Annotated in this window: 12 protein-coding genes; 2 read left to right on the forward strand and 10 right to left on the reverse strand. The window is 66.5% G+C overall.

What is annotated here, in order from left to right:
* Positions 1 to 28 precede the first annotated feature (28 nt).
* The 4 genes from ACGFNJ_RS40090 to ACGFNJ_RS40105 all read right to left on the reverse strand — a co-directional run bounded on the left by ACGFNJ_RS40090 (position 29) and on the right by ACGFNJ_RS40105 (position 11,825).
* Positions 29 to 1,309 (reverse strand): cytochrome P450, encoded by a 1,281-nt coding sequence (locus ACGFNJ_RS40090; protein WP_393461172.1) that lies wholly within the window; start codon positions 1,307 to 1,309, stop codon positions 29 to 31.
* Positions 1,306 to 5,823 (reverse strand): SDR family NAD(P)-dependent oxidoreductase, encoded by a 4,518-nt coding sequence (locus ACGFNJ_RS40095; RefSeq protein WP_393461174.1) that lies wholly within the window; start codon positions 5,821 to 5,823, stop codon positions 1,306 to 1,308. Before ACGFNJ_RS40095 ends, ACGFNJ_RS40090 begins: the two co-directional genes overlap by 4 nt.
* Positions 5,820 to 10,985, reverse strand: a complete 5,166-nt coding sequence (locus tag ACGFNJ_RS40100; RefSeq protein WP_393461176.1) for an amino acid adenylation domain-containing protein — start codon at positions 10,983 to 10,985, stop codon at positions 5,820 to 5,822. Before ACGFNJ_RS40100 ends, ACGFNJ_RS40095 begins: the two co-directional genes overlap by 4 nt.
* 177 nt (positions 10,986 to 11,162) lie before the next feature.
* Positions 11,163 to 11,825 (reverse strand): tRNA-dependent cyclodipeptide synthase, encoded by a 663-nt coding sequence (locus ACGFNJ_RS40105; RefSeq protein WP_393461178.1) that lies wholly within the window; start codon positions 11,823 to 11,825, stop codon positions 11,163 to 11,165.
* Between the two features lie 252 nt (positions 11,826 to 12,077).
* Between ACGFNJ_RS40105 and ACGFNJ_RS40110 the strand changes: the two genes are divergently transcribed.
* Both ACGFNJ_RS40110 and ACGFNJ_RS40115 read left to right on the forward strand, forming a co-directional pair.
* Positions 12,078 to 13,205, forward strand: coding sequence for a polyprenyl synthetase family protein (locus ACGFNJ_RS40110; protein ID WP_393461180.1), 1,128 nt, complete (start codon positions 12,078 to 12,080; stop codon positions 13,203 to 13,205).
* A gap of 10 nt (positions 13,206 to 13,215) precedes the next feature.
* The gene (locus ACGFNJ_RS40115) at positions 13,216 to 13,833 is read left to right on the forward strand and encodes a biliverdin-producing heme oxygenase (RefSeq protein ID WP_393461182.1); all 618 of its coding nucleotides are present in this window, start codon (positions 13,216 to 13,218) and stop codon (positions 13,831 to 13,833) included.
* A gap of 170 nt (positions 13,834 to 14,003) precedes the next feature.
* Here the strand turns inward: ACGFNJ_RS40115 and ACGFNJ_RS40120 are convergent, their stop codons facing one another.
* From ACGFNJ_RS40120 to ACGFNJ_RS40145, 6 genes are all read right to left on the reverse strand, one after another.
* Positions 14,004 to 15,671: an FUSC family protein gene (locus tag ACGFNJ_RS40120; RefSeq protein WP_393461184.1), complete on the reverse strand. Its 1,668-nt coding sequence runs from the start codon at positions 15,669 to 15,671 to the stop codon at positions 14,004 to 14,006.
* Between the two features lie 239 nt (positions 15,672 to 15,910).
* The gene (locus ACGFNJ_RS40125; RefSeq protein WP_393461186.1) at positions 15,911 to 16,693 is read right to left on the reverse strand and encodes an LLM class F420-dependent oxidoreductase; all 783 of its coding nucleotides are present in this window, start codon (positions 16,691 to 16,693) and stop codon (positions 15,911 to 15,913) included.
* Positions 16,694 to 16,738: 45 nt separating this feature from the next.
* Positions 16,739 to 17,737, reverse strand: a complete 999-nt coding sequence (locus tag ACGFNJ_RS40130) for a phosphotriesterase (RefSeq protein ID WP_393461188.1) — start codon at positions 17,735 to 17,737, stop codon at positions 16,739 to 16,741.
* 284 nt (positions 17,738 to 18,021) lie between these two features.
* Entirely contained in the window at positions 18,022 to 19,116 is a 1,095-nt protein-coding gene (locus tag ACGFNJ_RS40135) for a nitrilase-related carbon-nitrogen hydrolase (protein WP_393461190.1), read from the reverse strand.
* Positions 19,113 to 20,687, reverse strand: a complete 1,575-nt coding sequence (locus ACGFNJ_RS40140) for an FAD-binding oxidoreductase (RefSeq protein WP_393461192.1) — start codon at positions 20,685 to 20,687, stop codon at positions 19,113 to 19,115. Before ACGFNJ_RS40140 ends, ACGFNJ_RS40135 begins: the two co-directional genes overlap by 4 nt.
* A gap of 49 nt (positions 20,688 to 20,736) precedes the next feature.
* Complete coding sequence (locus ACGFNJ_RS40145; RefSeq protein WP_393461194.1) at positions 20,737 to 22,125, reverse strand: carotenoid oxygenase family protein; 1,389 nt, start codon at positions 22,123 to 22,125, stop codon at positions 20,737 to 20,739.
* Positions 22,126 to 22,285 lie beyond the last annotated feature (160 nt).

A 22,285-nucleotide genomic window follows, 5' to 3' on the forward strand; every position in this document is an offset into this window, starting at 1 on the left:
CGACAGTCCTGCCAGCCGTCCGGGCAGATCAGTAATCGCCTACTCCTTCCCTTTGTTCCGGCAGCAGCCGCACGTGGTCCGGCTCTTCGTCGAGCTCGAGCGAAAGTCCTTCCAGCGCACGGACACCCGACTCCATTCGCCAGCGCACGTCCGCGCTGCGCCGGATGTTGGGCCAGCCGCGCAGCATCGTTGCCAAGGTCAGTTCCACCTCGAGGCGCGCCAGGGGTGCGCCGAGACAGAAGTGCGCGCCGAAGCCGAAACTCGCATGCCTGCCTGGCCGATCGAGCCGGATCTTGTCCGGAGCGGTGAACTCGGCGGCATCTCGATTCGCCGACGCCAGCAACACCAGCACCGGCTGCCCCGGTTCGATCCGCACGCCACGAAACCGCACCGGGGAGTCGACCTGGCGGGTGATGAAATGGAACGGCGGCTCGTACCTCAGCAGCTCGTCGACGGCGGCGGGGATCAGGCCGGGGTCGGCGCGCAGCCGGGCAAGCAGCTCCGGATGCTCCAGCAGCAGGTTCACCGCCTTGGCCAGAAACTGTGCGGTCGGCTCGTTCTCGCCGAATCTGCGGAACGGCGGGCCGGTGACCACGGAGGCAACGAGCGCGAGCACCTCCGCGCGGGTCAGTTCGCCGCCTTCGGTCAGCGACGCGATCACGCCGTGCGTGCCGGAACGCGCGAGATGATCGTCCAACCAACCTCGCCACTGTTCGATGGCGTGCTGCGCGCGATGTGCGGTATCCATTGTCGGTGTTCGCATGAACGTGGCGACGTCCGTGATCCACGGTCGAAACGACAGCAGCCGTTCATAATCGATGCCGAGCAGCCGCCCCATCACGACCGCAGGCAACGGCGCGAAATCGGCCACCACGTCGCAGCCGCCGAGCTGAGCGGCCTTGGCGACCAGATGGTCGGCGGCGTCCTGGATCACCTCGCTGTACGCCATCACGATTCGGTTGGACAGCTTCCCGCTGAACGCCGCACGGCGGCGGGTGTGTTCGGGCGGGTCCGAGAAGCCCAACCAAGTACCGAAAAACCGACGTAGCGAATCGAATTCACCCGTCGCAGTGGGCAGCATCTCGAGGAATCGGGCATTACCTCGCACCGAGAACGCCGGATCACGCAGCACCGCTGCGACATCGGCGTGCTTGGCCACCAGCCAGGCCCCCAGCGTCGAATCGTACGTCGGCGAAGCCTCCGCGCGCAGCGCGCGATAGTAATCGTAAGGATCGGCGACAATCTCCGGTCGGTCGAATGCGGCGACCTCGCATGGCCCGCGTCCAGGGCAGTGTTCGGGCATCGTCATTGCTCCGGTCCGTTGACATCGTGCGGTGCGATACCCGCGTCGCGGAGCACGTCCAACGCCAGTTCGTCGGGGAGGTTGTCGAGCTCGGCCAGCATCTGCTTGACCACCGCCAGATCGTCGGGGTCCGACTGCGCCTCCGTGATCAGCATCGCCACCTCGGCGGGCACAGGCGCCTCGAAGAGCTGCCGCAACGAGAACTCGACCTGAAACTCCGTGCGGATCCGTGCGGCAAGCCGGGTGATGAGCAGCGAATCGCCGCCCAGCTCGAAGAAGTTGTCGTATACGCCGATTCGGGCGATACCGAGCAGGTGCTCCCACAGTCCGATGACGCCGGATTCGAGCTCGGTGCGTGGCGCCACGTACTGCGTGGTCAGGTTCGGGCGGCGATGAGTCGCCCGAACCCGCTGGGACGGCGCATCGTCGCCGGTGGGTTCGCGCCACCGGCGCAGCCGTTCGACCGGGTCGGCCGTCGAGACGATCAGTTCGCGAAACGCACAGGCGGGGGTGGAAAGCACCCGCGCAAGGACGGCCTCGGTTTCCTGCGCCGTCATCGCCAGTTCCAGTCGGCTCGCCCCCGCGGCCGCCGGATCGACCTGTTCACCGCTCAGCTTCCAGGTTTCGAAGTTCACGCTCTGCCAGGGCAATTCGCGTCGCGTCCGCGCGAACGCGTCGGCGAAGGCTCCGGCTGCGGCATAGGCCGTGTGGCCGAGTCCACCCAGGAGTGAGGCCAGCGACGAGGCGATGACCGCGAAACCGAGCCCGGGAGCCAACTGCGTGAGCACCCGGTCGAGGTGCACCAGCCCGTGTACCTTGGTCGCGAACTGCCGCTCGCATTCGGTCACGTCTGTCTCCTCGAGAGCCGCCAGCAGCGGCGGCGGGCCCGCCGCGTGGATGACACCATCGAGGCGATCGAAGCGAGAAATGGTGTCGCGCACCGCGTCTCGGGTTTGCTGCGCGTCGGAAACATCCGCGGTCATGACGAGTATGTCGACGCCGTCGGCTCGCAACTGCCCGAGCGCGCGCTCGGTGTCAGCGGACGGCGCGGCGGTGTCGATCAGCGCGATCCGCGAACAACCGAGCCCGGCCAGCACGCGGGCCGCGAGCAGACCGAAGCTGCCGAGTCCGCCGAAAATCGCGCTCACACTGCCGGGTTCGATCCGCGAGCCGGTGGACTCGGTCAGCGGCATCGGCTCGAAGGTGCGCACCCAACGGCGGTCTGCGCGCCAGGCCACGACCGGCTCGGGGTGGTCCCGCATTGCTTCCGCAGCCATGATTTTCGCCGTCTCTGCGGCGTCGACGGTGCCGATGTCGACGACACCGCACCGGATCCAGGGGCGTTCCTGAGCGAATGTCGCGACCGCGCCGAGCACGGTGGCCCGCTCGGGAGTCACCGTGTCGCCGGCATGGACATCGAACAAGCCCCGTGTCAGAACCCAGATCGGCACCGGCTCGCCCGCGCCGGGCAGGCTCATTGCCTGCGCCAGCGCGATCAGACTGCGCAGACCGAATTGTTGTGCGGCGGCGAAATCCGCGCAGGCACCGAGCCCGAAGGCGTGCACAACACCGGTCGGCTCGACGCCGTCGGCGTGTAATGCGTCGAGCAACGCCCGGTAGTCGTCGGCGGTGGACGGCTCGACGAGATAGTGCCTGGCCCCTTTGCGCTCGAACGCCGCGCCGGCGAAGACCTGCACCGAGTCGTCGAATTCCGCGGCGAGGCAGGCATTTTCGGTGTCGCCGAAGATCAACCATTGGCGGTGAGGACGCGCCAGCGGCACCACAGGACGCTGCGTCCAACCGGGCACGGCGAACCAGTCGGCCACCTCCGGCCTGCGCACCAGCTGTCTCGCCGTCGAAATCGGCTGCCGCTCAGGGGGATCGACCCAGTATTTGGTCCGCGCGAACGGATAAAGGGGAAGCCGCACGCGCCCGCGCTCTTCCCCGTACGGCGACCCGAGATCGACCTCGTGCCCGCGCACCCACAGCTTGCCTGCCGCGGCCAGCACTGCCGTCAGGTCCGAGCCGAGTTCCGGGGTCGGCAGCGAACTCACCACCGCGGCGTTCTCCCGGTCGGCCAGGGCTGGCCGCACCAGGCCGGACAACGATTGTCCGGCACCGACTTCCAGCCACGAGGCGTCCGGATGGGCGTCTCGCAACACCGAGACGGCGGCCCCGAACTGCACGGTGGACACCAGCTGGCGGGCCCAGTACGCCGGATCGCAGGCCTGCTCGGGGCGTAGCCACTGCCCGGTCACAGTAGAGACGATCGGTATGCGCGGTGGCTGCAACGAAGTCTCCCGAAGCAGCCGTTCCAGCTCAGCAGCCGCAGGCGCCAGCACGGGGGAATGAAATGCGTGCGAGGTTTCCAGTCGGGTGCAGAGCACCTGCCGCACGGAAAGTTGCTGCTCCAGCGCAAGGATATCGGCGGGCGATCCGGAAAGCACTGTGTGACATGGCCCGTTGACCGCGGCCACCGAAACACCGTCGCGCAGCAGTTCGGTCAGCTCCGATTCGGGCAGTCGCACCGAAAGCATGACGCCTGCGGCTAGGCCGTCGACGAGGCGTCCGCGCGCTGCCACCACTCGCAGAGCGTCCTCCAGGGAGAAGACCCCGGCGAGACACGCGGCCACATATTCGCCGAGACTGTGGCCGATCATGGCCGTCGGGTGGGCGCCCCAGGATTGCCAGGTCGCCGCCAGCGCGTAGTCGAGAACGAACACCGCAGCCTGCGTGGTGCGCGTGCGCCGCAACTCCGCTTGCGCCGCCTGCGGCTCTGACGCGGGATACAGGACCGCACTCAGATCCAGATCGGTGGTGTCGCGCAGGATCTCACAGCATCGGTCGATCGTCTCGCGGAACGGCCGGACGCGGCGGTACAACTCCGGGGCGACGGCGACGCGCTGGGTGCCCTGGCCCGGAAACAGCCACACCAGATCCGGTGCGCCTGCCGCCGGTCGCGTGCCGCGCAGCAGGGCAGGCCGGTGCGGCTCGTCGAGCGCGTGTATCGCCTCGTCCTTGTCGCCGACCACGACTGCGGCTCGGTGCCCGAATGCCGCCCGTCCCCGGTGCAACGTGCACGCGATATCGCCGAGTCCGGCAGCATCGTTCGGCAGCCAGTCACGGAACCGGTCGATCGCCGTGTCCAGCGATTCCGGCTCGCGAGCGGACCACACCAGCAGCTCGGGTGCTCCGGTGGCCGACATCCGCACCCGATCCGGACGTGGTGCCTCCTCCAGGACCAGATGGGCGTTCGTGCCACCGACCCCGAACGAGCTGACACCGGCACGGCGTGGGTGCTCGGCCACCGGCCACGGCCGCAGCCTGGTGTTGACGAAGAACGGAGACGATTCGAAATCTATTGCCGGATTGGGGCTTTCGAAGTGCAGGCTCGGCGGGATCTGCCCGGCTTGCAGGGCAAGCGCCACTTTGATGAGCCCGGCCATCCCCGCCGCCGAGTCGAGGTGGCCGATGTTGGTCTTCACCGAGCCGATGGCGCAGTATCCCGAGGCCTCGGTACCCGAGCGGAAGGCTCGGGTGAGCGCGGCGATCTCGATGGGATCGCCGATCGGCGTTGCGGTGCCATGTGTTTCGACATAGCCGATGGTGCGCGGCGCGACGCCGGACTGTGCGATGGCCGCAGCGACGGCCTCGGCCTGCCCTGCGATGCTCGGCGCCGCGTAGCCGACCTTTCGGTTGCCGTCGTTGTTGACCGCTCCGCCCCGGATGACGGCGTACACATGGTCGTGGTCGTCCAGCGCATCGGCCAGTCGCTTCAGCACAACGATGCCGAGACCGCCGCCGGCAACCGTTCCCTGTGCCTGCGCATCGAAGGCGCGGCAGCGTCCATCCGGCGAGACGATGCCCCCCTTCACCGACCGATAGCCAACGCGTTGCGGGAATTTGACCGCGACCGCTCCTGCCAACGCCATGTCGCAGCCGAAGTTGTTCAGACTGTCGCAGGCGAACTGGACCGAGACCAGGCCCGACGAACAACTCGTCTGCACCGCTACGCTGGGACCACGCAGGCCGAGCTTGTAGGACACCCGGGTCGGGAGGGTGTCCTTGTCGTTGAGGGTCATGATCTGGAAGTCGCCCATCGCGGCGACCAGTTCGCTGTCGGGCAGAATGTTCTCGAGCAGATAGGTATTCATGCCGACACCCGCGAAGACGCCGATGGGGCCGGGGTACCGGGTCGGGTCGTAGCCTGCGTCCTCGAGCGACTCCCACGCGCACTCCAGAAACAGCCGGTGCTGTGGGTCGAGCACCTCGGCTTCGCGCGGACTGAAGCCGAAGAAGCCGGCGTCGAACAGGTCCGCGTCGGCGAGCACGCCGCGGGCGCCGACATAGCCGGAACGATCGAGATCCTCGGCGGACACGCCCGCTTCGAGGAGCTCTTCGCGGTCGAAATGGGTGATCAGCTCTCGCCCTGCGTGCAGGGCATCCCAGAACACATCGATGTCCGAGGCGCCAGGAAACCGTCCAGCCATTCCGACAATCGCGATATCGAACTCACTCATTGCTCACTCCTGTATGCGGCGCGGCGGCGCGCGAGCGCGCGGGCACGTTGCCGGGCACGGCCCGATACCCCGGCGATGCCGTCGTCTTCGGGTGCAGCGTCGAGCGACGCCTGGGCGAGTCGGTGCGCGAGCGTGCGCACGGTGGCGAATTCGAACAGCTCGATCAGCCCGAACTGCCTGCCCAGCCGTTCCTGCAGTCGAGCGTGCACGCGCGACGCGTTGAGCGAATGCCCGCCGATATCGAAGAAGTTGTCGTCGAGTCCGATCGGCTCGACGCCGAGAACCTCCTGCCACACCAGGGCCACCGTCCGCTGATGTGCATCGCGCGGCGGTGCAGACGAAACGTCCGCGAACGCCGGGACCGGCTGCGGCAGCGCGGCGCGATCGACCTTGCCGGTCGCACCGCGCGGCAGCGCAGGCAGCAGCATGAATGTCGCGGGCACCAAATGACGCGGCAGCGCGGTCCGCGCCAACTCCCGGAACTCCGCGACATCCGGGGCCGGGGAATCGACCGCGAGGTAGGCCACCAACGCGGTGTTCCTTGCGAATTCTCGTGCCACGACGACCGCTTCGCGAACCGCCGGATGTGCCAGGAGTACCGCCTCGATCTCCGCAGGCTCGATGCGATGCCCGCGCATCGTGATCTGGTCGTCGATCCTGCCGAGAAACTCCAGATCGCCCTCGGCATCCAGCCGCGCCAAGTCGCCAGTTCGATACATCCGCCCGCCCACCGCGCCCAGCGGATCCGGCACAAACCGCTGCGCCGTGAGTCCAGGCATATCGAAGTACCCACGGGCCACACCGGCACCGCCGACATAGATTTCGCCGATGTTCCCCGGACGCACCACCTCCAGCCCAGGGCCGAGCACGTACACGGCAGCGCCAGGCACGGCTCGGCCGATTCGTGCCGAGTGCCTGGCATCGGAGGTTTCCCTGGCTGTCGCACACACGGTCGTTTCCGTTGGGCCATAGCAATTCAGAAACCGGCGACCGCCTGCCCACCGTTCCACGACATCCGCGCTGCACTGCTCGCCTGCGGAGACAACGGTGCGCAGGTTCGGTAGTTCGTCGCCGGCAAGCAGCGCCAGCACCGAGGGCGGCATGGTCACGGTGTCGACACCGTCGGCAAGCAACCGCGTCAGGTCAGGTCCTGGCAGCAACAGGCGACGATCCGCCAGACGCAGCGTGCCGCCGACCGCCAGGACAGGGAAGATCTCCCACACTGAGCTGTCGAAGCTGGGCGAGGCGTATTGCAGCACCGCGCTGCGCGCAGTCAAGCCGAGCACGGCCGCCTGCCCGCTGATCAGGTTGACCACGCCACGGTGTTCGATCACCACACCCTTCGGGCGGCCGGTCGAGCCAGACGTGAACAGCAGATACGCGGCCGACGACCGCGTCGTCCGACGCGGCGGATTCTGGTCCAGCTCTGCGGGCCCTGCCGCGCAGAGCGATTCGATGTCGAGGGCGCCGGGACCGAGCTCGAGCGTCAAGGCGGCCGCGACGGTCATCGCGGTTCGCCGATCCTCGGGATACGACGGATCGAGTGGCACGTATGCCGCGCCCGCCTTCAGCACGCCGAGCATGGCCACGATCGTCCACAACGAGCGGTCCGCCAGGATGCCGATCCGCTGCTCCGGGGTTACGCCGCGGTCGCGCAGCCGATGTGCGAGCCGATTGGCGAGGCGGTTGAGCTCGCCGTAGGACGTGTGGACGCCTCGGTGATCCACTGCGACCGCGTGCGGTGCGCGCAGCACCGCCGCTTCGAAGCAGTCCTGCACGCACTCCGCCGCGGACGGGACCGCCGCCGTCGACGCGGCCGCAAGCACCCGGGTCCGTTCCGCGCCGGACGCGGCCGTCAACAAGCCCACAGTGCGGTCGGCGTTGTGCCGCAACCGTTCCAGGACACCGACCAGCCGATCGCAGAGCGCGTCGGCGGTGCTCCGGTCGACGATGTCGGCATAGTCGATCAGCACGGCGAGGCGGCCGTCGTCTCCGGCCATGGCCAGTGTCAGATCCACCTGGGCCGCCGCACCGGTGAGCGCGATGTTCTCCAAAATCACGTCATCGCAAGTGATCTGAACCCCCGGGGCGCCCAAGGCAAACAGCGCGGCTCCGGCCGTTGCCGCAGGCGGGTCGCGGTACAGCACGCACATGGTGCGGAGGAAGGTGTCGCGACCGCGGCCCGCCGGTGCGCTCGACCGCGCGACGAGTTCGGCGAACGGATAGTCCTGATGGGCGAACGCCTCGACGACCACGCCGTGCACGTGGCGAACGAGATCGGCGAAGACCGGATTGCCGGACACCGTCAACCGCAGTGCGACTGGGTTGACGAAATAGCCGACCACGTCGGCGAATCGGGCCGAGGTTCGCCCGGCCGCCGGGCATCCGACGATCAGCTCGGCGTCGCCGGTCCACGCTCCGAGCACCGCCGCCCATGCTGCGGCGAGTACGGAATACGGTGTAGCGCAGAGGGATTGCGCGATCCCGGTGATCATCTCGAACAAGGCGGGGTCGAGCTCGCGAATCACCCTGCCGCCGGCGCGCACGGCACTGTCGCCGGATCGGCGGCGGTCGGCGGGCAGCCGCATCGCCACCGGAGCCCCGGCCAACTGGGCCTGCCAGAACCGTGCCAGCCGTTGACCTTCCGGCCCGTTCAGCAACTCGGCTTCTCGGCGCGCGTACTCTGCCATGTCCGCCTGCTGGACGGGTGCCGTGCCACCCGCGAACCCGATCCGCATGCGGTCGATGACCAGCAGGAACGACCAGTAGTCCAAGGCCAGATGATGTGCCGAGACCACGACTACCGGTGCGGCGGCGGTGCCACGGTCGAACAACCGCCCCCGAAAGATCGGCCCGGTCGCCAGATCGCAGCCGCGATCGGCTTCGGCCTGGCAGGCGCTGCGCACCCGGTCGTCGTCCCAACCGGACGCGTCGACCACGGACAGCCACTCCCCCGGTTGATCGTCCACGACACGGACGGGCACACCATCGACCTCGATGAACCGGGACCGCAGTGCCGGACAGGCGCGAACGACCCCGTCGAGGACGGCGTGGATCGTGGCTGGATCGACCGCTCCGCGTACCTGGAAAGCGCGGGCCAGCTGATACGCCGTGCCCATCCGATCGAGCAACCACAGCGCGGTCTCGGCCGCCGACAGCGCACCTGCCTGCAGTGCGGGCTGCGTGGTGCCCGTCGCAGGCCGAGTGCGCGTCCGCATCTCCTCGGCCACCGTGCCGACATCGCCGCGTAGCAGGGTCGCCATGTCGGGCGCGACACCGAAGGTGACCTCACATTCGTGCCGAATCCTCAGCGCCGCAAGGGAATCGATGCCGAGGCGAGTCAGTGGCCTGCGCCAGTCGGTCGGCGAGATCGCAATGCCCGTTGCCCGTTGCACGGCTGATGCCAGCTGTTCCGAATCGACGGGAATGCGCCCGCGCGCGCCGGAAACCACCTCGGTATTTCCCGAAAAGCTGCTGTCCGCCAGCACATTCAGACTTCCGTCGAACAGCCTGCGCCGGGTATCCAGCCGCCGCAGCTTGCCGCTGGAGGTCTTGGGGATGGTTCGCGGTGGGACAAGCACCACCCGCTGCGGCTGCACCTCGGTTTCCGCGGTGATCCGGCCCAGCACAGCCGAGCTGATCTCGGCGAGTTCTGCCTCGGTACGACCAGGATCCACCCGGATCTCCTGGACGACGACCAAGTGTTCCACCTCGTCGTCCACCACGGCGAATGCCACACCACAACCACGGCGGACCGCGGGATGCGCGCGATCCATTGCCGACTCGACATCGTGCGGATACAGATTCCGCCCGCGGATCACCATGAGTTCCTTGTGGCGGCCGGTGACGACGAGTTGACCGTCCACCATCATGCCCAGGTCACCGGTGCGCAGGAATGGGCCGTCGTCGTTAGCCAGGCGGGCACCGAAGACGCGCGCGGTCTCCTCCGGCGCACGCCAATAGCCAAGAGCGACACCGGGTCCCCGCAACCAAATTTCACCGACCGTGGCGGGTGGCCGTGGCAACCCGCTGTCCGGGTCGACGACGACCACCTCGTGCGACGGCGCCGCCGCGCCGCAGGCCACCACTCGCGTCGAATCGGGCAGCGAGATGATCTCCGGCTCCGCCGCCTTGTCCCCGCCGGTCGCCAGCAACGTCGCCTCGGCCAAGCCGTAGCACGGGTAGAAGGACGATAATCGAAACCCGGACACGGCAAACACTTCCGCGAATCTCGACACCGTGCTCGCCCGCACCGGCTCGGCGCCGTTGAATGCCACGGTCCAGCTGGTCAGATCCAGGCCATCGAGATCGTCAGGACCGATCTTGTCGAGGCACAGCTCGTACGCGAAATTCGGTCCGCCGCTGATAGTTCCGCGGTACCGGGAGATCGTCTCCAGCCACAGTCGCGGGCGCTGCAGCACCGCGAGGGGAGACAGCAGCACCACCCGGAATCCCCCGAACAGCGGCTGCAGAATGCCGCCGATCAGACCCATGTCGTGATAAGGCGGCAGCCAGATCACCCCGACACTGTCGCGGGTGCAGCCGAAGAGGTGGTGGACGCTCGCACAGTTGTGCAGCAGGTTCGCATGGGACACTACGACGCCCTTCGGCGCACCGGTCGACCCCGAGGTGTACTGCAGCAGTGCCACCGACTCGGGGCTCGTAATCACCTGTCGGCCAGCGCTTTCCGATACCGGCATCGGCGAATCGACTGCGACGCACCGTGGACCGTCCGGCATGCCGGAGCAGATCTCCTCGATCCACGGCCGCAGATCCGTGGTCGTCAACGCAAGAGCGGCACCGGAATCCGCGACGATCGCCGTCAACCTCGGTATGGCCTCGGCGTCACGCGGCGGGTAAGCGGGCACCGCCACCACACCCGCGTACAGGCAACCGAGCAAGGTGGCGACGAATTCCATCCCGGGTGCGAACAACAGCACGGCACGATCACCCGGCGCAGCGATCCGCAGCAGCGCGTTCGAGATCGTCGTGGCCCGCTCGACGAGTTCACGGTAGGTCAGGTGTAGGTCGGCCCCGCCGTCCGTGACGACACTGACCGCGATCCGATCATCATCGGCGCGAGCGTCGAGAAGTTCAGTAAACGTGCGCGCACTCGACTCCGCGAACTGCCGCCCAACCTTGCCTATCCTTCGAGATACCAAGTGCCCCATCCGCATAGCCACGTCGCGTCAAGTCAGTCGCATCGCCCAGGATGGCCGGACAAACACCAGGACGGCGCCAGTAGAGCAGAAGCTACGGTGTCGAGCGGACGCTTCTCGGCGTTGGGAATGCGCCGGGTCGCCACAACGTACCCAGCATCGCCGCACCTCCCCTGGCGCTCAGGGCACCGGCTGGCAAACGATGAAGCCTTGCCCGTCAGCAGGTTTCACCGGCGTCGGTGTGCTATCGGCGAGCAACAGCCGGATGAACTCGAAATCGCGGTGATACACGAGGATGGATGACTCGACGCCGAAGATGGACGGACAGTCCAGCATGAACGGAATCTCGGCAAGGGCGTACTCGACGCAGATGTCGATCCGGGCATCCGCAACATCCGCGCCGATGGCCCGCGCGGAAAGCTGCCTGATCGCGCGGCGCATGCCAGGATCGGTGTCGTAATGGTGGGTGACCAACGCGCGTAGCCGCTGGTACGGCGGATGGTCTGCCAGCTGTGTCCAGCTGTGCACTCGGTCATCCGGGTCGGCAACACCGGCTTCCAGCAGCGCCGATCGGGTTGGCGCCCGGAGCTTTCCGACGGCGATCGCGGCCCGGCGGCGCGCGCGTTCACGCGTCCATCCGCGTGCGACCAGCGTGTCGGCGGCCTCGATTCCGGGTACCACGAAGTCCGACGATCCGAAGGTGGTCAGCGCCCAGCGGGTGAGCGATCTGATCAGACGTGGTTTGTAGTAGCTGTTGAACGGCGACATCACGACAACGCAGTGCGTCCCCTGCTCCAGAATGCGGCGACAGTTGTCGGTATACGGCTCAGCGGTGAACACCATGACCGATTGTCGCCGCCGAGTCGGGCTGGCGAATTCTCCGCACTCCCCAGCGGCGAGAACTGCTACCGCGGTGATCGCGCATGGCTCGATGCGCTTCCGGAGGTGCATGCGCCGACTCCCCACACATGGGGAGTCGGTGTTCAATGTCACGTCAATAGACTTCGACCCGGTGAGCGGCCCCCACCGTTGCCGACCCGGGGTCGGCGGGATGCACCCGGCATCCCAGAGCTGGCCAGATCGTAGGAGGCCACCATGAGAGCCGTCGAAAACGGTGCGCAGGTACTGGATATCGTGCGTGGCGATGCGGAATTGCTGGAAGCCGACCTGAGAGTCTTCCTGGCCGAGCTCACGGTCACAGCCGCTCGACTGGTCGGCTCGGTCGCCGGACCCGGCGAGCTGGACACCGCCGTGCGTCGGGCATTTCACGACCCGGTTCTCGACGCGCTCGGCTCGAAGGTGGGACAGGAGGCGCTGCGCCAGGCCGGAGGTCCCGGCTTCCGCCCCTCGCTGGTCTACTGGGTCTTCCGTAACTATCGTGGCTTCACCAACACCGGCGAGGCGGCCACCGACCTGCAGGTAATCCGCCGGGTGGCGGTCGCGGTCCGGATGCTGCTGAAGGCAGCGGTCGTCCTCGACGACATCGAGGACAGCAGCGCGGTGCGCTACGGCGAGCCTGCGCTGCACACCACCCACGGTGTGCCGCTCGCCCTCAACACCGGCGCCTGGATGGTGCTCGCCGCCCTGCGCCACGCCGAATCACCTGCCGTCGTGGCGTATCTCGTGCAGGCCGTGGAGAACGGCTTCATCGGTCAGGCACTGGATATGTCCACCCGGCTCGCCGAGATCCGGCGCGACCTGCTCGCGGCCGACGAACACGACCGCGTGACGTTCTGGGAATCGGTGGCCACGTTGAAAACCGCAACACTGTTCCGCATGCCTCTGCACGCGGCGGCAACTGCCCTGCGCGTGCCCGACGACGAGCTGGCCGTCCTGGACGACGCGATGCGACAGTTGGGTTCGGCGAGCCAGATCTTCAACGACCTCACCGATTTCGTCCCCGAATTCGGCGGAGCCAATACCCACGAGGACTTCGATGGGCTCACGAACCGCGTGTGTCTCGAACTGCTCGGCTCCGAGCCGACGGCCGCCGACCTCGTCGGCGACCGGTTGAAGATGTTCGCGCTCGGCCACCCTCGGCTCGAGGCGACGCTCGTCCGACTCGCCGGGCAGGCCGTCGAACTCAAAGAACAAGCCAAGAACCGGATACATGAGCTGTGCCGAACACCAGGCAGCGCAGCCTATTTCGATCTGACGATCGACCGCAAAGGCCACGTGATGGAACAGCTGTACAACGCGGTGCGCGCCAAGCACGTCGGCTAGGACCCGCACCATGATCATGCAACGGCTCCGTGCCGAAACCAGCACCTGGCACACCATGCTGGAGGCGACCCCGTTCAGCGTCGAACTCCTCAGCCGGACAATGCCATTGAGCAGATACGTGGGACAGCTGATCGCCTACCGGATCATCCTCGACGCCCTGGAGGCCGTCCTCACGGGCTCGGCGGACCCGACCGTCACCGCAGTCTGGCAACCCGACCTGGCCAAAGTCCCACTGCTGGAACAGGATCTCGAATTCTTCGACACCCTGCCCGTCGGCAACGTACCCACCCCAGCAATCCGGGCCGCCCAGCGATTCGCCACAGCGATCACTCGGCACGCCGCCACCGACCCGGTCTCCTCCCTCGGCTTCCTCTACGTAATGGAGGGCTCCACCATGGGTGCACTGCAATTGACCGCGCACATCCGTGCCACATTCGGGCTGACCCAAGACCGCGGCGTCGCCTACTACAGCTGCGGCGACCGCCAACGATGGACCGCATTCGCCCACCGCATGAACGACGCCATAGTCGACGAACCCCGACAACAACAAGTACTCGCGGCAGCAGACAACGCCTACCGAGCAATCACCGAAACCCTCGCCGCACTCGCCCGACCCGACCCACGGTGATCACCCGGCCGGTCTCCAGGGGCGCGGCATCGGACTGGCGAACCGAGCAGGGGTGCAGGGTCAAAGCCGCACGGCATCACAATCTCCGATCCGCGCGGACGCCATCGCCACCGCGGCGGTCTGTCGGCAATCCGCTGGTGCGCGATCCGATACCGGAGTCGTCGCCGTGCTCATCGCGCTCGTGGATCGTCGCCCGGTGTCGGCTGTAGGCGTGCGGCCCAGTCGTCGACGTCGTCGAGCAGATCGCCGGGCGGCGTCGTCCAGCACGCGGTCAAAAGACCGTAGCCCTGCTGTTCGAGCCGCAGGTAGACGAGCCAATGTTGTTGCGCCCAGGCGGGTTCGGTGTAGGCGGCGTCCATGCCCCCGTCCACCGCGGCGAGGAGTTCGTATTGCAGATCGCGCCGCCGTCGCAGTGCGCGCGGATCGTCGGGTGGTATATCGCGCAACAGCTCGAGCAGTCGCGCCGCCGCGGTCGCGACAGCTTGCTGCTGCCACAGCCATCGGCGTCGGTGCGCGCGCCGGTCTATCAGCCACAGCGCGGCGATGCCGACCAGCGCGCCGATTGCGGTCTCCAGCACGCGATCGCGGATCAAGGTGGCGAGGTGGTCGCCGACCACGTCGCCGCCGGCGCCGACCAGCAATGCCGCCGGGGTGATGAACGCGACAGCGAGGGCGTAGTTGCCGCCGGCGAGGAAGTCGATCAGGAACAGCAGGATGGCGAGCACGGCGATCAACCCGAACGCGGACGGCGAAAGGTAGGCCACCGCGGCGTACACACCGATGCCAAGCAGCGTGCCTACCAGTCGATGCAGGCCGCGGATCGTGCCGTCCATCCGGGCCAGCCCGGTGCCCACCACGAGGGCGACCGTCAAGATCGTCCAATCCGGTCGATCCAGCCGAAGGCTCGAGCTCACTGCGGCCGCGATCGCACCCGCGACGATCACTCGCACGGTCGTGATCATCGCCAGGGAGTTGGGCGACAGTGCGCGCGTCAGGCGGTGAGTCAGCGGCGGCCGCGACAGCGGAACGTAGTTGGATCCGAAATTCGTTGCGGTGGAAGCAGTTTCGACCATTCGGCGATTCGCGCCGAGTAGTTCCGCCGGGAGAGGGTCGTCGGCGCGGACAGGGCCGGCGTCATGGAGGGCCGCCCAGGCCGCCGCCAGGGCCGCGTTCGCGTCGCGTCGCGCCGTCAATTCCGTGCGGCCACCGTCCGGTTTCAGTTTCCGATACCGGTCGACCGCCGAAACCGCCGCGGCGACGGCATCGCGCTGCGGCTTGTCCCGGTCGTACAACCGGCCCGGCATCGAGACCGCCAGGGAACCGAGCATTCCGATGGCCGCCCAGACGAGCACGCCGACCGCCGACTCGCCCCCGGCCACCCCGACGAACCCGACATCGCCGAACATGACGGCCCACGCTCCGAGCGGCGGCGTCAGGGGCAGTGCGATGCCGATGTAGGTGGCCATCGCCGCCATGCACACCAGCAGCACGACCAGCACCGGCCGGGCGCCGCCGGACTCCCACGCCACGATCTCCCCCAGACACACCCAGGCCAGAAACAACCCACCCAGCATGCCGAGCAGCCGCCACCGCATCCGGTAGGGGCAGGTGTGCCCGTACATGGCCAGCCAGATGCCCGCCATGATGCCGAACACGTGCTCGCCCTGACCCAGCGCCTCAGCGATCGAAGCAGGCAACGCGAAGGCCGCCGCCAGCCGCAGAGCACTCGGCCAGCGGGGCCCGATACCCGTGACAGCAAACAGCTTCCGCAGCGGCGTCACCGGCTGCGGAATCGCCTGGGCTTCATCGCCAGGGCCGTGGTGGGTCATGAGCTTCATCCAAGCACCGAACGCCTTCTGGCACACTCTTGGCTACCCATGTTCGTAGCAGCAACTATCGCCACCGCGCCGACGCGGCCGCAGCGGAGATCGATCGAGAACGAACCGCTCGAACTCGCCCTGGCCGAAGTGGGTGCGGATGCGGATCTAATGGCCGACCTACTACTCCGCCAGGAGCGACGTTGCGGTGACCCACCAGATCACCACGCTCCGCACTCGCATCGACGAATTCTCCAGCACTACAAACGGTTCGGCTCCTGTGCGTCGCGCCAGCGGAGCGCGGCCTCGACCTCGGACAGGTCGTAATCCGGGCCGTTGGAGCTGATTCTGAACAGCGTCACGCCTGCCTCGACGAGGGCGGCTGCGGCCGCTGCGCCAGGCCAGTCGACCGACCGTTGAATGGTGGTCAGATCCCTGCCCACTTCGGCGCAGTGCTCGGCCAGGATCGTCGCCTTGTGTTCCAGCACGGCCACGTCGGCGAAGGTGTGCCAGACGTCGGCGTATTTGGCGACCAGCCGCAATGTCTTCTTCTCGCCGCCGCCGCCGATCAGGATCGGAATATGGCGCAGCGGTGGCGGATTGAGCTTCTTCAGGCGGGCGTCGATGCGGGCCAGATCTTGTTTCAGCAGCGCCAGACGTGTTCCGGGAGTACCGAATTCGTAGCCGTATTCGTCGTAGTCGCGTTGGAACCAACCGGAGCCGATGCCGAGGATCAGGCGGCCGCCGGAGATGTGGTCGACAGTGCGGGCCATATCCGCGAGCAGGTCCGGGTTGCGGTAACCGGCGCCGGTGACCAGCGCGCCGAGCCGTACGTGCTCGGTTTGCTCTGCGATGGCGGCGAGCATCGTCCAGCATTCGAAAGTTTCCCCCTCCGGGTTGCCGCTCACCGGAAAGAAGTGGTCAAAGTTGAATACGGCGTCCACGCCCATATCCTCGGCGCGGCGCACGGCGTCACGGATGAGGTCGTAGCGGGGTGCGTGCTGCGGCTGGATCTGGACTCCGATGCGAATCGGTCGACTCATGAGCACTCCTCGTCTGGGGTATGCGCCGCAGCGACCGGCGTCGTGTCATTTAGGGCGTGCTGCTTGTTCGAAGACGCGGCGTGGCACGTCGACGAGCATGGTGTCGATCTGGTCGTCGGTGACGCCGTGTGCACGCAGGTAGGGAACTACCTCGTCGCCGAGGTGTAGATAGCTCGAGTCGGTCAGCCGCGCGATCTCGGACGGGCTGGCCCAGTCGGTGTAGCAGCATTGATCGTGGGAGAGCACGATCTGGTCTGCCAGTCCGCGGCGACAGGCTTCGATCAAGGTGTCGGCATGAGATTGCCAACTGAGTGAGTCCAGGTGGAGCCCGAAACGGTCGAAGCCGAGAATGAAGCCCGCCTCGGCGAGTTCGGTGATGTGGTCGAGGTCAGTGGTGTCACCGGTGTGTCCGAGCACGACACGTTCGGGGGCGACGCCCATCTGGTCGACCATCACACGTTTGACGTCGAGACCACGTTGGTGAACGGAGTCGGTGTGCACGGTGATCGGGGTATAGGTTTCCAGATGCGCCTGGGCGACCGCCCGCATGACCCGCTCGACACCGTCGGTGAGACCGGGTTCTCCGATGGCACACTTGAGCATGCCTGCCTTGACGCCGGTACCCGCGATACCCTCGACGATGTCATGAACGAACATGTCCACCATCGGATCTCGGGTCCTGTGGTCGGCGAGCGTCGCGGAATCGAGCGGGCGCAGAGAGAAGTAGAACGGTACGTCGCGGTAGGTGTAGCACCCGGTGGCCACGATGATGTTCAGCTGAGGGACCCGCTCGGCGATCTTTTGGATTCGGGGGATGCAGCGGCCAAGGCCGAGCACCGTCATATCCACCATCGATGTGACACCTTGTTCGGTGAGCGCGGTGAGTTTCGCTACCGCGTCGGCGATTCGCGCGTCCTCGTCGCCCCACTCGTCGGGGAAATTCTGTTGCACCTCGGTGTTGAGCAGGAAGATATGTTCGTGCATGTAGGTGCGCCCGAGATCGATGGTCTCGATCGGGCCACGAACCGTCTGCACCACTGGCATCGAGACTCGTCCTCACTGTGCTACCGATATGGGAGAATCCTGAAAGAAACGACCCAGTTCGCTTCCTGGGGCCAGCGAGCGGAACCAGTACGGCACCGATGCCTTATCCGTCGGTCATGGGCCACCCTGGTGGCACGACCGGTCGGGGTCGCACAGTTCGTGGGCGTCAGCTGCGCACTCGCCCGACCCGATCCGCGGTGATCACCCCGGCCGGTCTCCAGGGACGCGGCATCGGACTGGCGAACCGAGCAGGGGTGCAGGGTCAAAGCCGCACGGCATCACCGCTATGACCGACCTCGGGTCTCAGGCTTGGCGCCACCATAGTCCGGGGCCGCGTACACGCCGCGCCTGGTGAGCTCTTCGACCATTTCGTGCCGAAGTTCGTCGTGGGCCGCGTGATTCGGCGGCGCCTCGTCCAAGCAACGGTTCTTCGGCCAGATCGGCTGGTCGTAGATCAGCCGGAACTGTTCGGTGCGCATGTCCTTGAGCCAGTTCGACCAGAGCGAGCGGGCGCGCAGATCTCGCAGACTCTCGATGTTGAAGATGGCGGCGGCGAAGGAAGGCGAACCGCTGTAGGGATGGTCGGTCATGACCTGGCCGTGGTAGTCGACGATCATCGTCTTGCCGCCGAAACCGTCGATGCTGCCACGGCTTTCAGGGGTGAGACGGTAGGACGCGACATTCGGGGAAATGACATAGCAGGTGTTGTCCAGCGCCCGCGCCCGATTCTGGATCTCCCACCAGCCGCTGCTCACCCAGGGCTCGGGGTAGCTCGGGCGGTAGATGATCTCGGCGCCGTTCATCGCGAGACCACGTGCCGTCTCGGGGAAGCTGCCGTCCTGGCACACGATCGTGCCGATGCGGCCGATGTCGGTGTCGGCCACCGGATAGAAGGCGTCAAGGCCGTTTCCGTACAGTTCGACCCAGCGATCCCAGACATCGTGCGGGACGGTCGAATGCTCGCGCGCGAACACCTGAAGCTTGTAGTACTTGTGAATGAGCTCGCCGTCAGGGCCGAGAATGAAGGCGGAGTTGAAGTATCGCCCCGGGAATTCGGGGTGCCGCACCTTGGCCTGGCACACCACATAGGCGTTGTGCTGGCGGGCTTTCGCACCGAGGAACCGGGTCTCATCCCCTGGAAGATCGATCGCCATTTCCTCGACATAGCGTTCGTGCGGCCAGTCGAAGACTTCGTCGGTGAAACCCTGCAGCGCACCCTCCGGGATGGTGATGAGCCGCACCGGCAGGTCGAATTCGCCGAACGAGACGGCGTAGTCCATCAATTCAGAGATGTGATCGAGGTTGTCCTTGATGTCGGCCCGGCTCTGGCAGCCCCGCATCGCGGGCTGCAGCGCAATCGCCGTGTACTGCTGGATCATCGGGTTTCTCCCTCATGGACCGCGTTGATGCCGTATCGACCGGGAGCGAGGATGTTGTTAGGGTCGAGCGCGGCTTTGATCGGTCCCGTGAGTGTCTTCAGCCCGGGTTCGAGATCCGAAAAGGCTTCGGCGCCTTGGAGTCCGGCTCGGTTCTGGGCGTAGCCCGCAGCCCAGGTGGCTTGGGCCACCGCATGGTAGGCCTGCAGTGCTCGGTCGGCCTCGTCCTGGTCTGCGGAGTTGTAGTGGATCGGGGTAAGCAGAATGTGGGTGCGTGCGTTCACGGGGATGAACGCTCCGCAGAATTCGAAACCGTGTTTGTCGTATTCGGCGGCGATGATCTGCACCAGCCGTTCGGCCGCGGCGCCGGAGGCGGGGGCGATGCAGTCGAACCAGATCAGGCCGCCGCCCTCCCGGACGGGATCCTGCATTCCTTGGTCACGACGGCCGCCCTTGAAGTACGCAGTGCGCAGAAAGCTCGGATTCGGTATGCCGCGGACCATGTCCCAGACGCGCTGCAGATTCTTCGGTATATCAGCCGTGTCCTTGTCGGTGTACAGACTCAATGTGCCGAGCGGGCCGAAGGCCTTTTCGACTTCCGCCCAGTCGACTCGGACACGGTCTGGGGAGCCGTAGAGGGCTCCGAAAGCGGTCCAGCGGGCAATCCCCTGCTCGGAACAGTAGCGGTCGACAGCGGGCTGCGGGATGTGCGTTCCCTCGCGAAGCTCGTAAGGATAGGGCTGCCTGACCGACAGCGTGCTCAGGTGGTTTGCGATGTGCCCGTGACTGACGTGAATGTTGCGGAGGGTGAGACCACGCCAGGTGTCGATGAGCCGGAAGAGGTCGGCGTCGGAGTCGAGCTCGAGAACGAACATGGCCGTGTGCTCGGGTGCGGGCATGAGCCAGATTCCGGCCTGGGTGACGACGCCGAGATTGGATTGGCTGAACATGCCATCCAGATAGGGGCCCATGCCCCAGTTGTGGGTGTGCTCGGTGTTGCACCCCGGTGGACGCATACCCGGGCGGCACACCCGCCCGGTGGGCAGGACGACCTCCATACCGCACAGATTGCCGAAATGATCCCCGTAGGGTGTCCACCCCTGGCCGCGGTCAAGGGCGTTGCCGATGACGCTGCCGTCGGCCGTCGAATCGGTGCAGTCGATCCACAGGTCGATATGGTGCTCATCGAGATACTGCCGCAGTTGCCGATAGGTGACGCCGGGTTCGATCACCGCGTACCCCAGCTCCGGATCAACCTCCAGGATGCGATTCATCCGCTCCAGGACCATCGTCAACGCGCCGGGCCGCAACGCCATCGCAGCCCCGTAACCCCAGTTGTTGCCGCGGCTCGACGGCCACAGCGGCATCTTCAGCTCGTTTGCCAGCTCCACCAGTGCGGCTACCTGTTCGACGCTGTCCGGATAGACCACGGCCGCGCACCTGGCGGACATCGGGACGATGTCCTCGGACCGGAGCTCGACCTCCGCGCCGTCGACGAAGACGTGCTTGTCTCCGACGATCGCACCCAAGCGTTCGCGTAACTCGTTGGCGCCCAGCTCGATTGCGTTCTTCACCAGAATATCCTTTCGAGTGTGTCAGTCCTGTCGGGTGCCTGCCGATGGCTCACATCTGGTCGGGGATCCAGGTGCCGTGGACGCCCATCGGCACGCGGTGCGGGATATGGACGCGGGCGACAGGCCCGTCCGCCAAGGCCGTGGCATCCAGCACCACCAGCTCCGATGGCGCGCCGCCAATGCCACTGACCAGCGATATCAGCCAGCCGTCGCTCTCACCGCCCGCGTTCTCGGCGGGCACGAACTCCGGTTCGCCGGGATTTTGACCAGAGGGGAAGTCATAGGCGGTCTGTGTTTCACGAACCAGGTCGTAATGCAGCAGCGAGTTAGCACTGCCGGTCTTGCCCGGGTAGCCGACCATGTAGAGATGTCGGTTCTCGCGCATGGTGAAGGCTTCATTGATGCTGGGGAACTCCACGCTGCGGTCATCGATGTCTTCCTCCCAGACCTGCCCGGTCCGCGGGTCGATGATCCAGCGGTGTAGTTGCGCCACCGTCACCGTTCCGGTCGGGCGCTGCCCTCGATCCGGTCCGGAAACCGCCCCGCCCAGGTGGGCCCAGTGCGGTTCCCAGTCTGCGCGTTGCGTTTGAGTGCCCTCATAGATGATGCGACCGGCGTTGTCTTCGCGACAGTTCGCAGTGTGGACGATCACGCACGGATCGATGTCGACCCAGCGGATCTGATCGGCCCCACCGTCCCGGGGCAGGATGCCGATCCGCGTCTGGACCCGATCATCCCAGATAATGGGATAGGTAGGCCGCTCGAGCAGGTCGAGCTGGTAGCGCATGGGGGTCTGATAAATCAGCACATAATGTTCGGTCAGACCCATGTCGTGCATGAATGTCGGGACATCTCTTGTCAGCTCGACGCTGTGCACGAGCTGCCCCTTTGGGTCGATGACGTAGTAGGTGACAGTTGGATCGGTGAGGCTGCAGCCGACAGCGTGTAGATCACCGGTATCGGGGTCAACCTTGGGATGCGCGGTGAGGTTTCCGCTCAATGCGCCGCCGAAATCGCAGACGCCGACAGTGTTCAGCTCCTGGTCCACCTCGTAAGGCAGGCCGCTTTCCTGCAACGCCACGATCCGATCCCCGTGCGGAATGACGTGCGTGTTCGCCTGCACCACAGTGCTGTCCTGGCTGCCATCGGGGCGAAACGCCATCGACGGTCCACCCTCGAGAGTGGGGGTACGCACCCACCGATTGCGGTACCACTCAGCCCGGCCCGCGCGCAGCCGTATCCCGTGGATCATCCCCTGGTCCAAGAACAAATGCCCGGTATGGCTGCCAGGAGGAGCGTCCGAGCCGTTGCGGAAGTAGCGCCCGCTCAGTTCCGGCGGGAGCGCACCGGTGACTTCCAGGTCGGCCACGGTGTACTCGTGTTCCGTCGGCTCCCAGACACCGGTTTTATACGTATCGGGCGTTATCGCGTCGGCCATCGCCTGTGCTCCTTTCGATCGTCAGCCTCGTGAACCCACCGGATCGCTGGCAACGGATCACATCGCCGAGGCTGCTACCCCGCTCTCCGTAAAGGCGGACAACGACATCGGCGGGCGCTACACAGCTGATGGATCGTCGGTCGACCATCCTGGCCTTCCA

It is taken from the genome of Nocardia sp. NPDC049149, from assembly GCF_043197455.1.
Taxonomy (GTDB): domain Bacteria; phylum Actinomycetota; class Actinomycetes; order Mycobacteriales; family Mycobacteriaceae; genus Nocardia.

What these genes read in the sequence shown, in the direction of transcription:
- ACGFNJ_RS40090 (WP_393461172.1), bottom strand. Translation starts at nt 1,309, where the DNA reads ATGACGATGCCCGAACACTGCCCTGGACGCGGGCCATGCGAGGTCGCC.
- ACGFNJ_RS40095 (WP_393461174.1), bottom strand. Translation starts at nt 5,823, where the DNA reads ATGAGTGAGTTCGATATCGCGATTGTCGGAATGGCTGGACGGTTTCCT.
- ACGFNJ_RS40105 (WP_393461178.1), bottom strand. Translation starts at nt 11,825, where the DNA reads ATGGTGTTCACCGCTGAGCCGTATACCGACAACTGTCGCCGCATTCTG.
- ACGFNJ_RS40110 (WP_393461180.1), top strand. Translation starts at nt 12,078, where the DNA reads ATGAGAGCCGTCGAAAACGGTGCGCAGGTACTGGATATCGTGCGTGGC.
- ACGFNJ_RS40115 (WP_393461182.1), top strand. Translation starts at nt 13,216, where the DNA reads ATGATCATGCAACGGCTCCGTGCCGAAACCAGCACCTGGCACACCATG.
- ACGFNJ_RS40120 (WP_393461184.1), bottom strand. Translation starts at nt 15,671, where the DNA reads ATGAAGCTCATGACCCACCACGGCCCTGGCGATGAAGCCCAGGCGATT.
- ACGFNJ_RS40125 (WP_393461186.1), bottom strand. Translation starts at nt 16,693, where the DNA reads ATGAGTCGACCGATTCGCATCGGAGTCCAGATCCAGCCGCAGCACGCA.
- ACGFNJ_RS40130 (WP_393461188.1), bottom strand. Translation starts at nt 17,737, where the DNA reads ATGCCAGTGGTGCAGACGGTTCGTGGCCCGATCGAGACCATCGATCTC.
- ACGFNJ_RS40135 (WP_393461190.1), bottom strand. Translation starts at nt 19,116, where the DNA reads ATGATCCAGCAGTACACGGCGATTGCGCTGCAGCCCGCGATGCGGGGC.
- ACGFNJ_RS40145 (WP_393461194.1), bottom strand. Translation starts at nt 22,125, where the DNA reads ATGGCCGACGCGATAACGCCCGATACGTATAAAACCGGTGTCTGGGAG.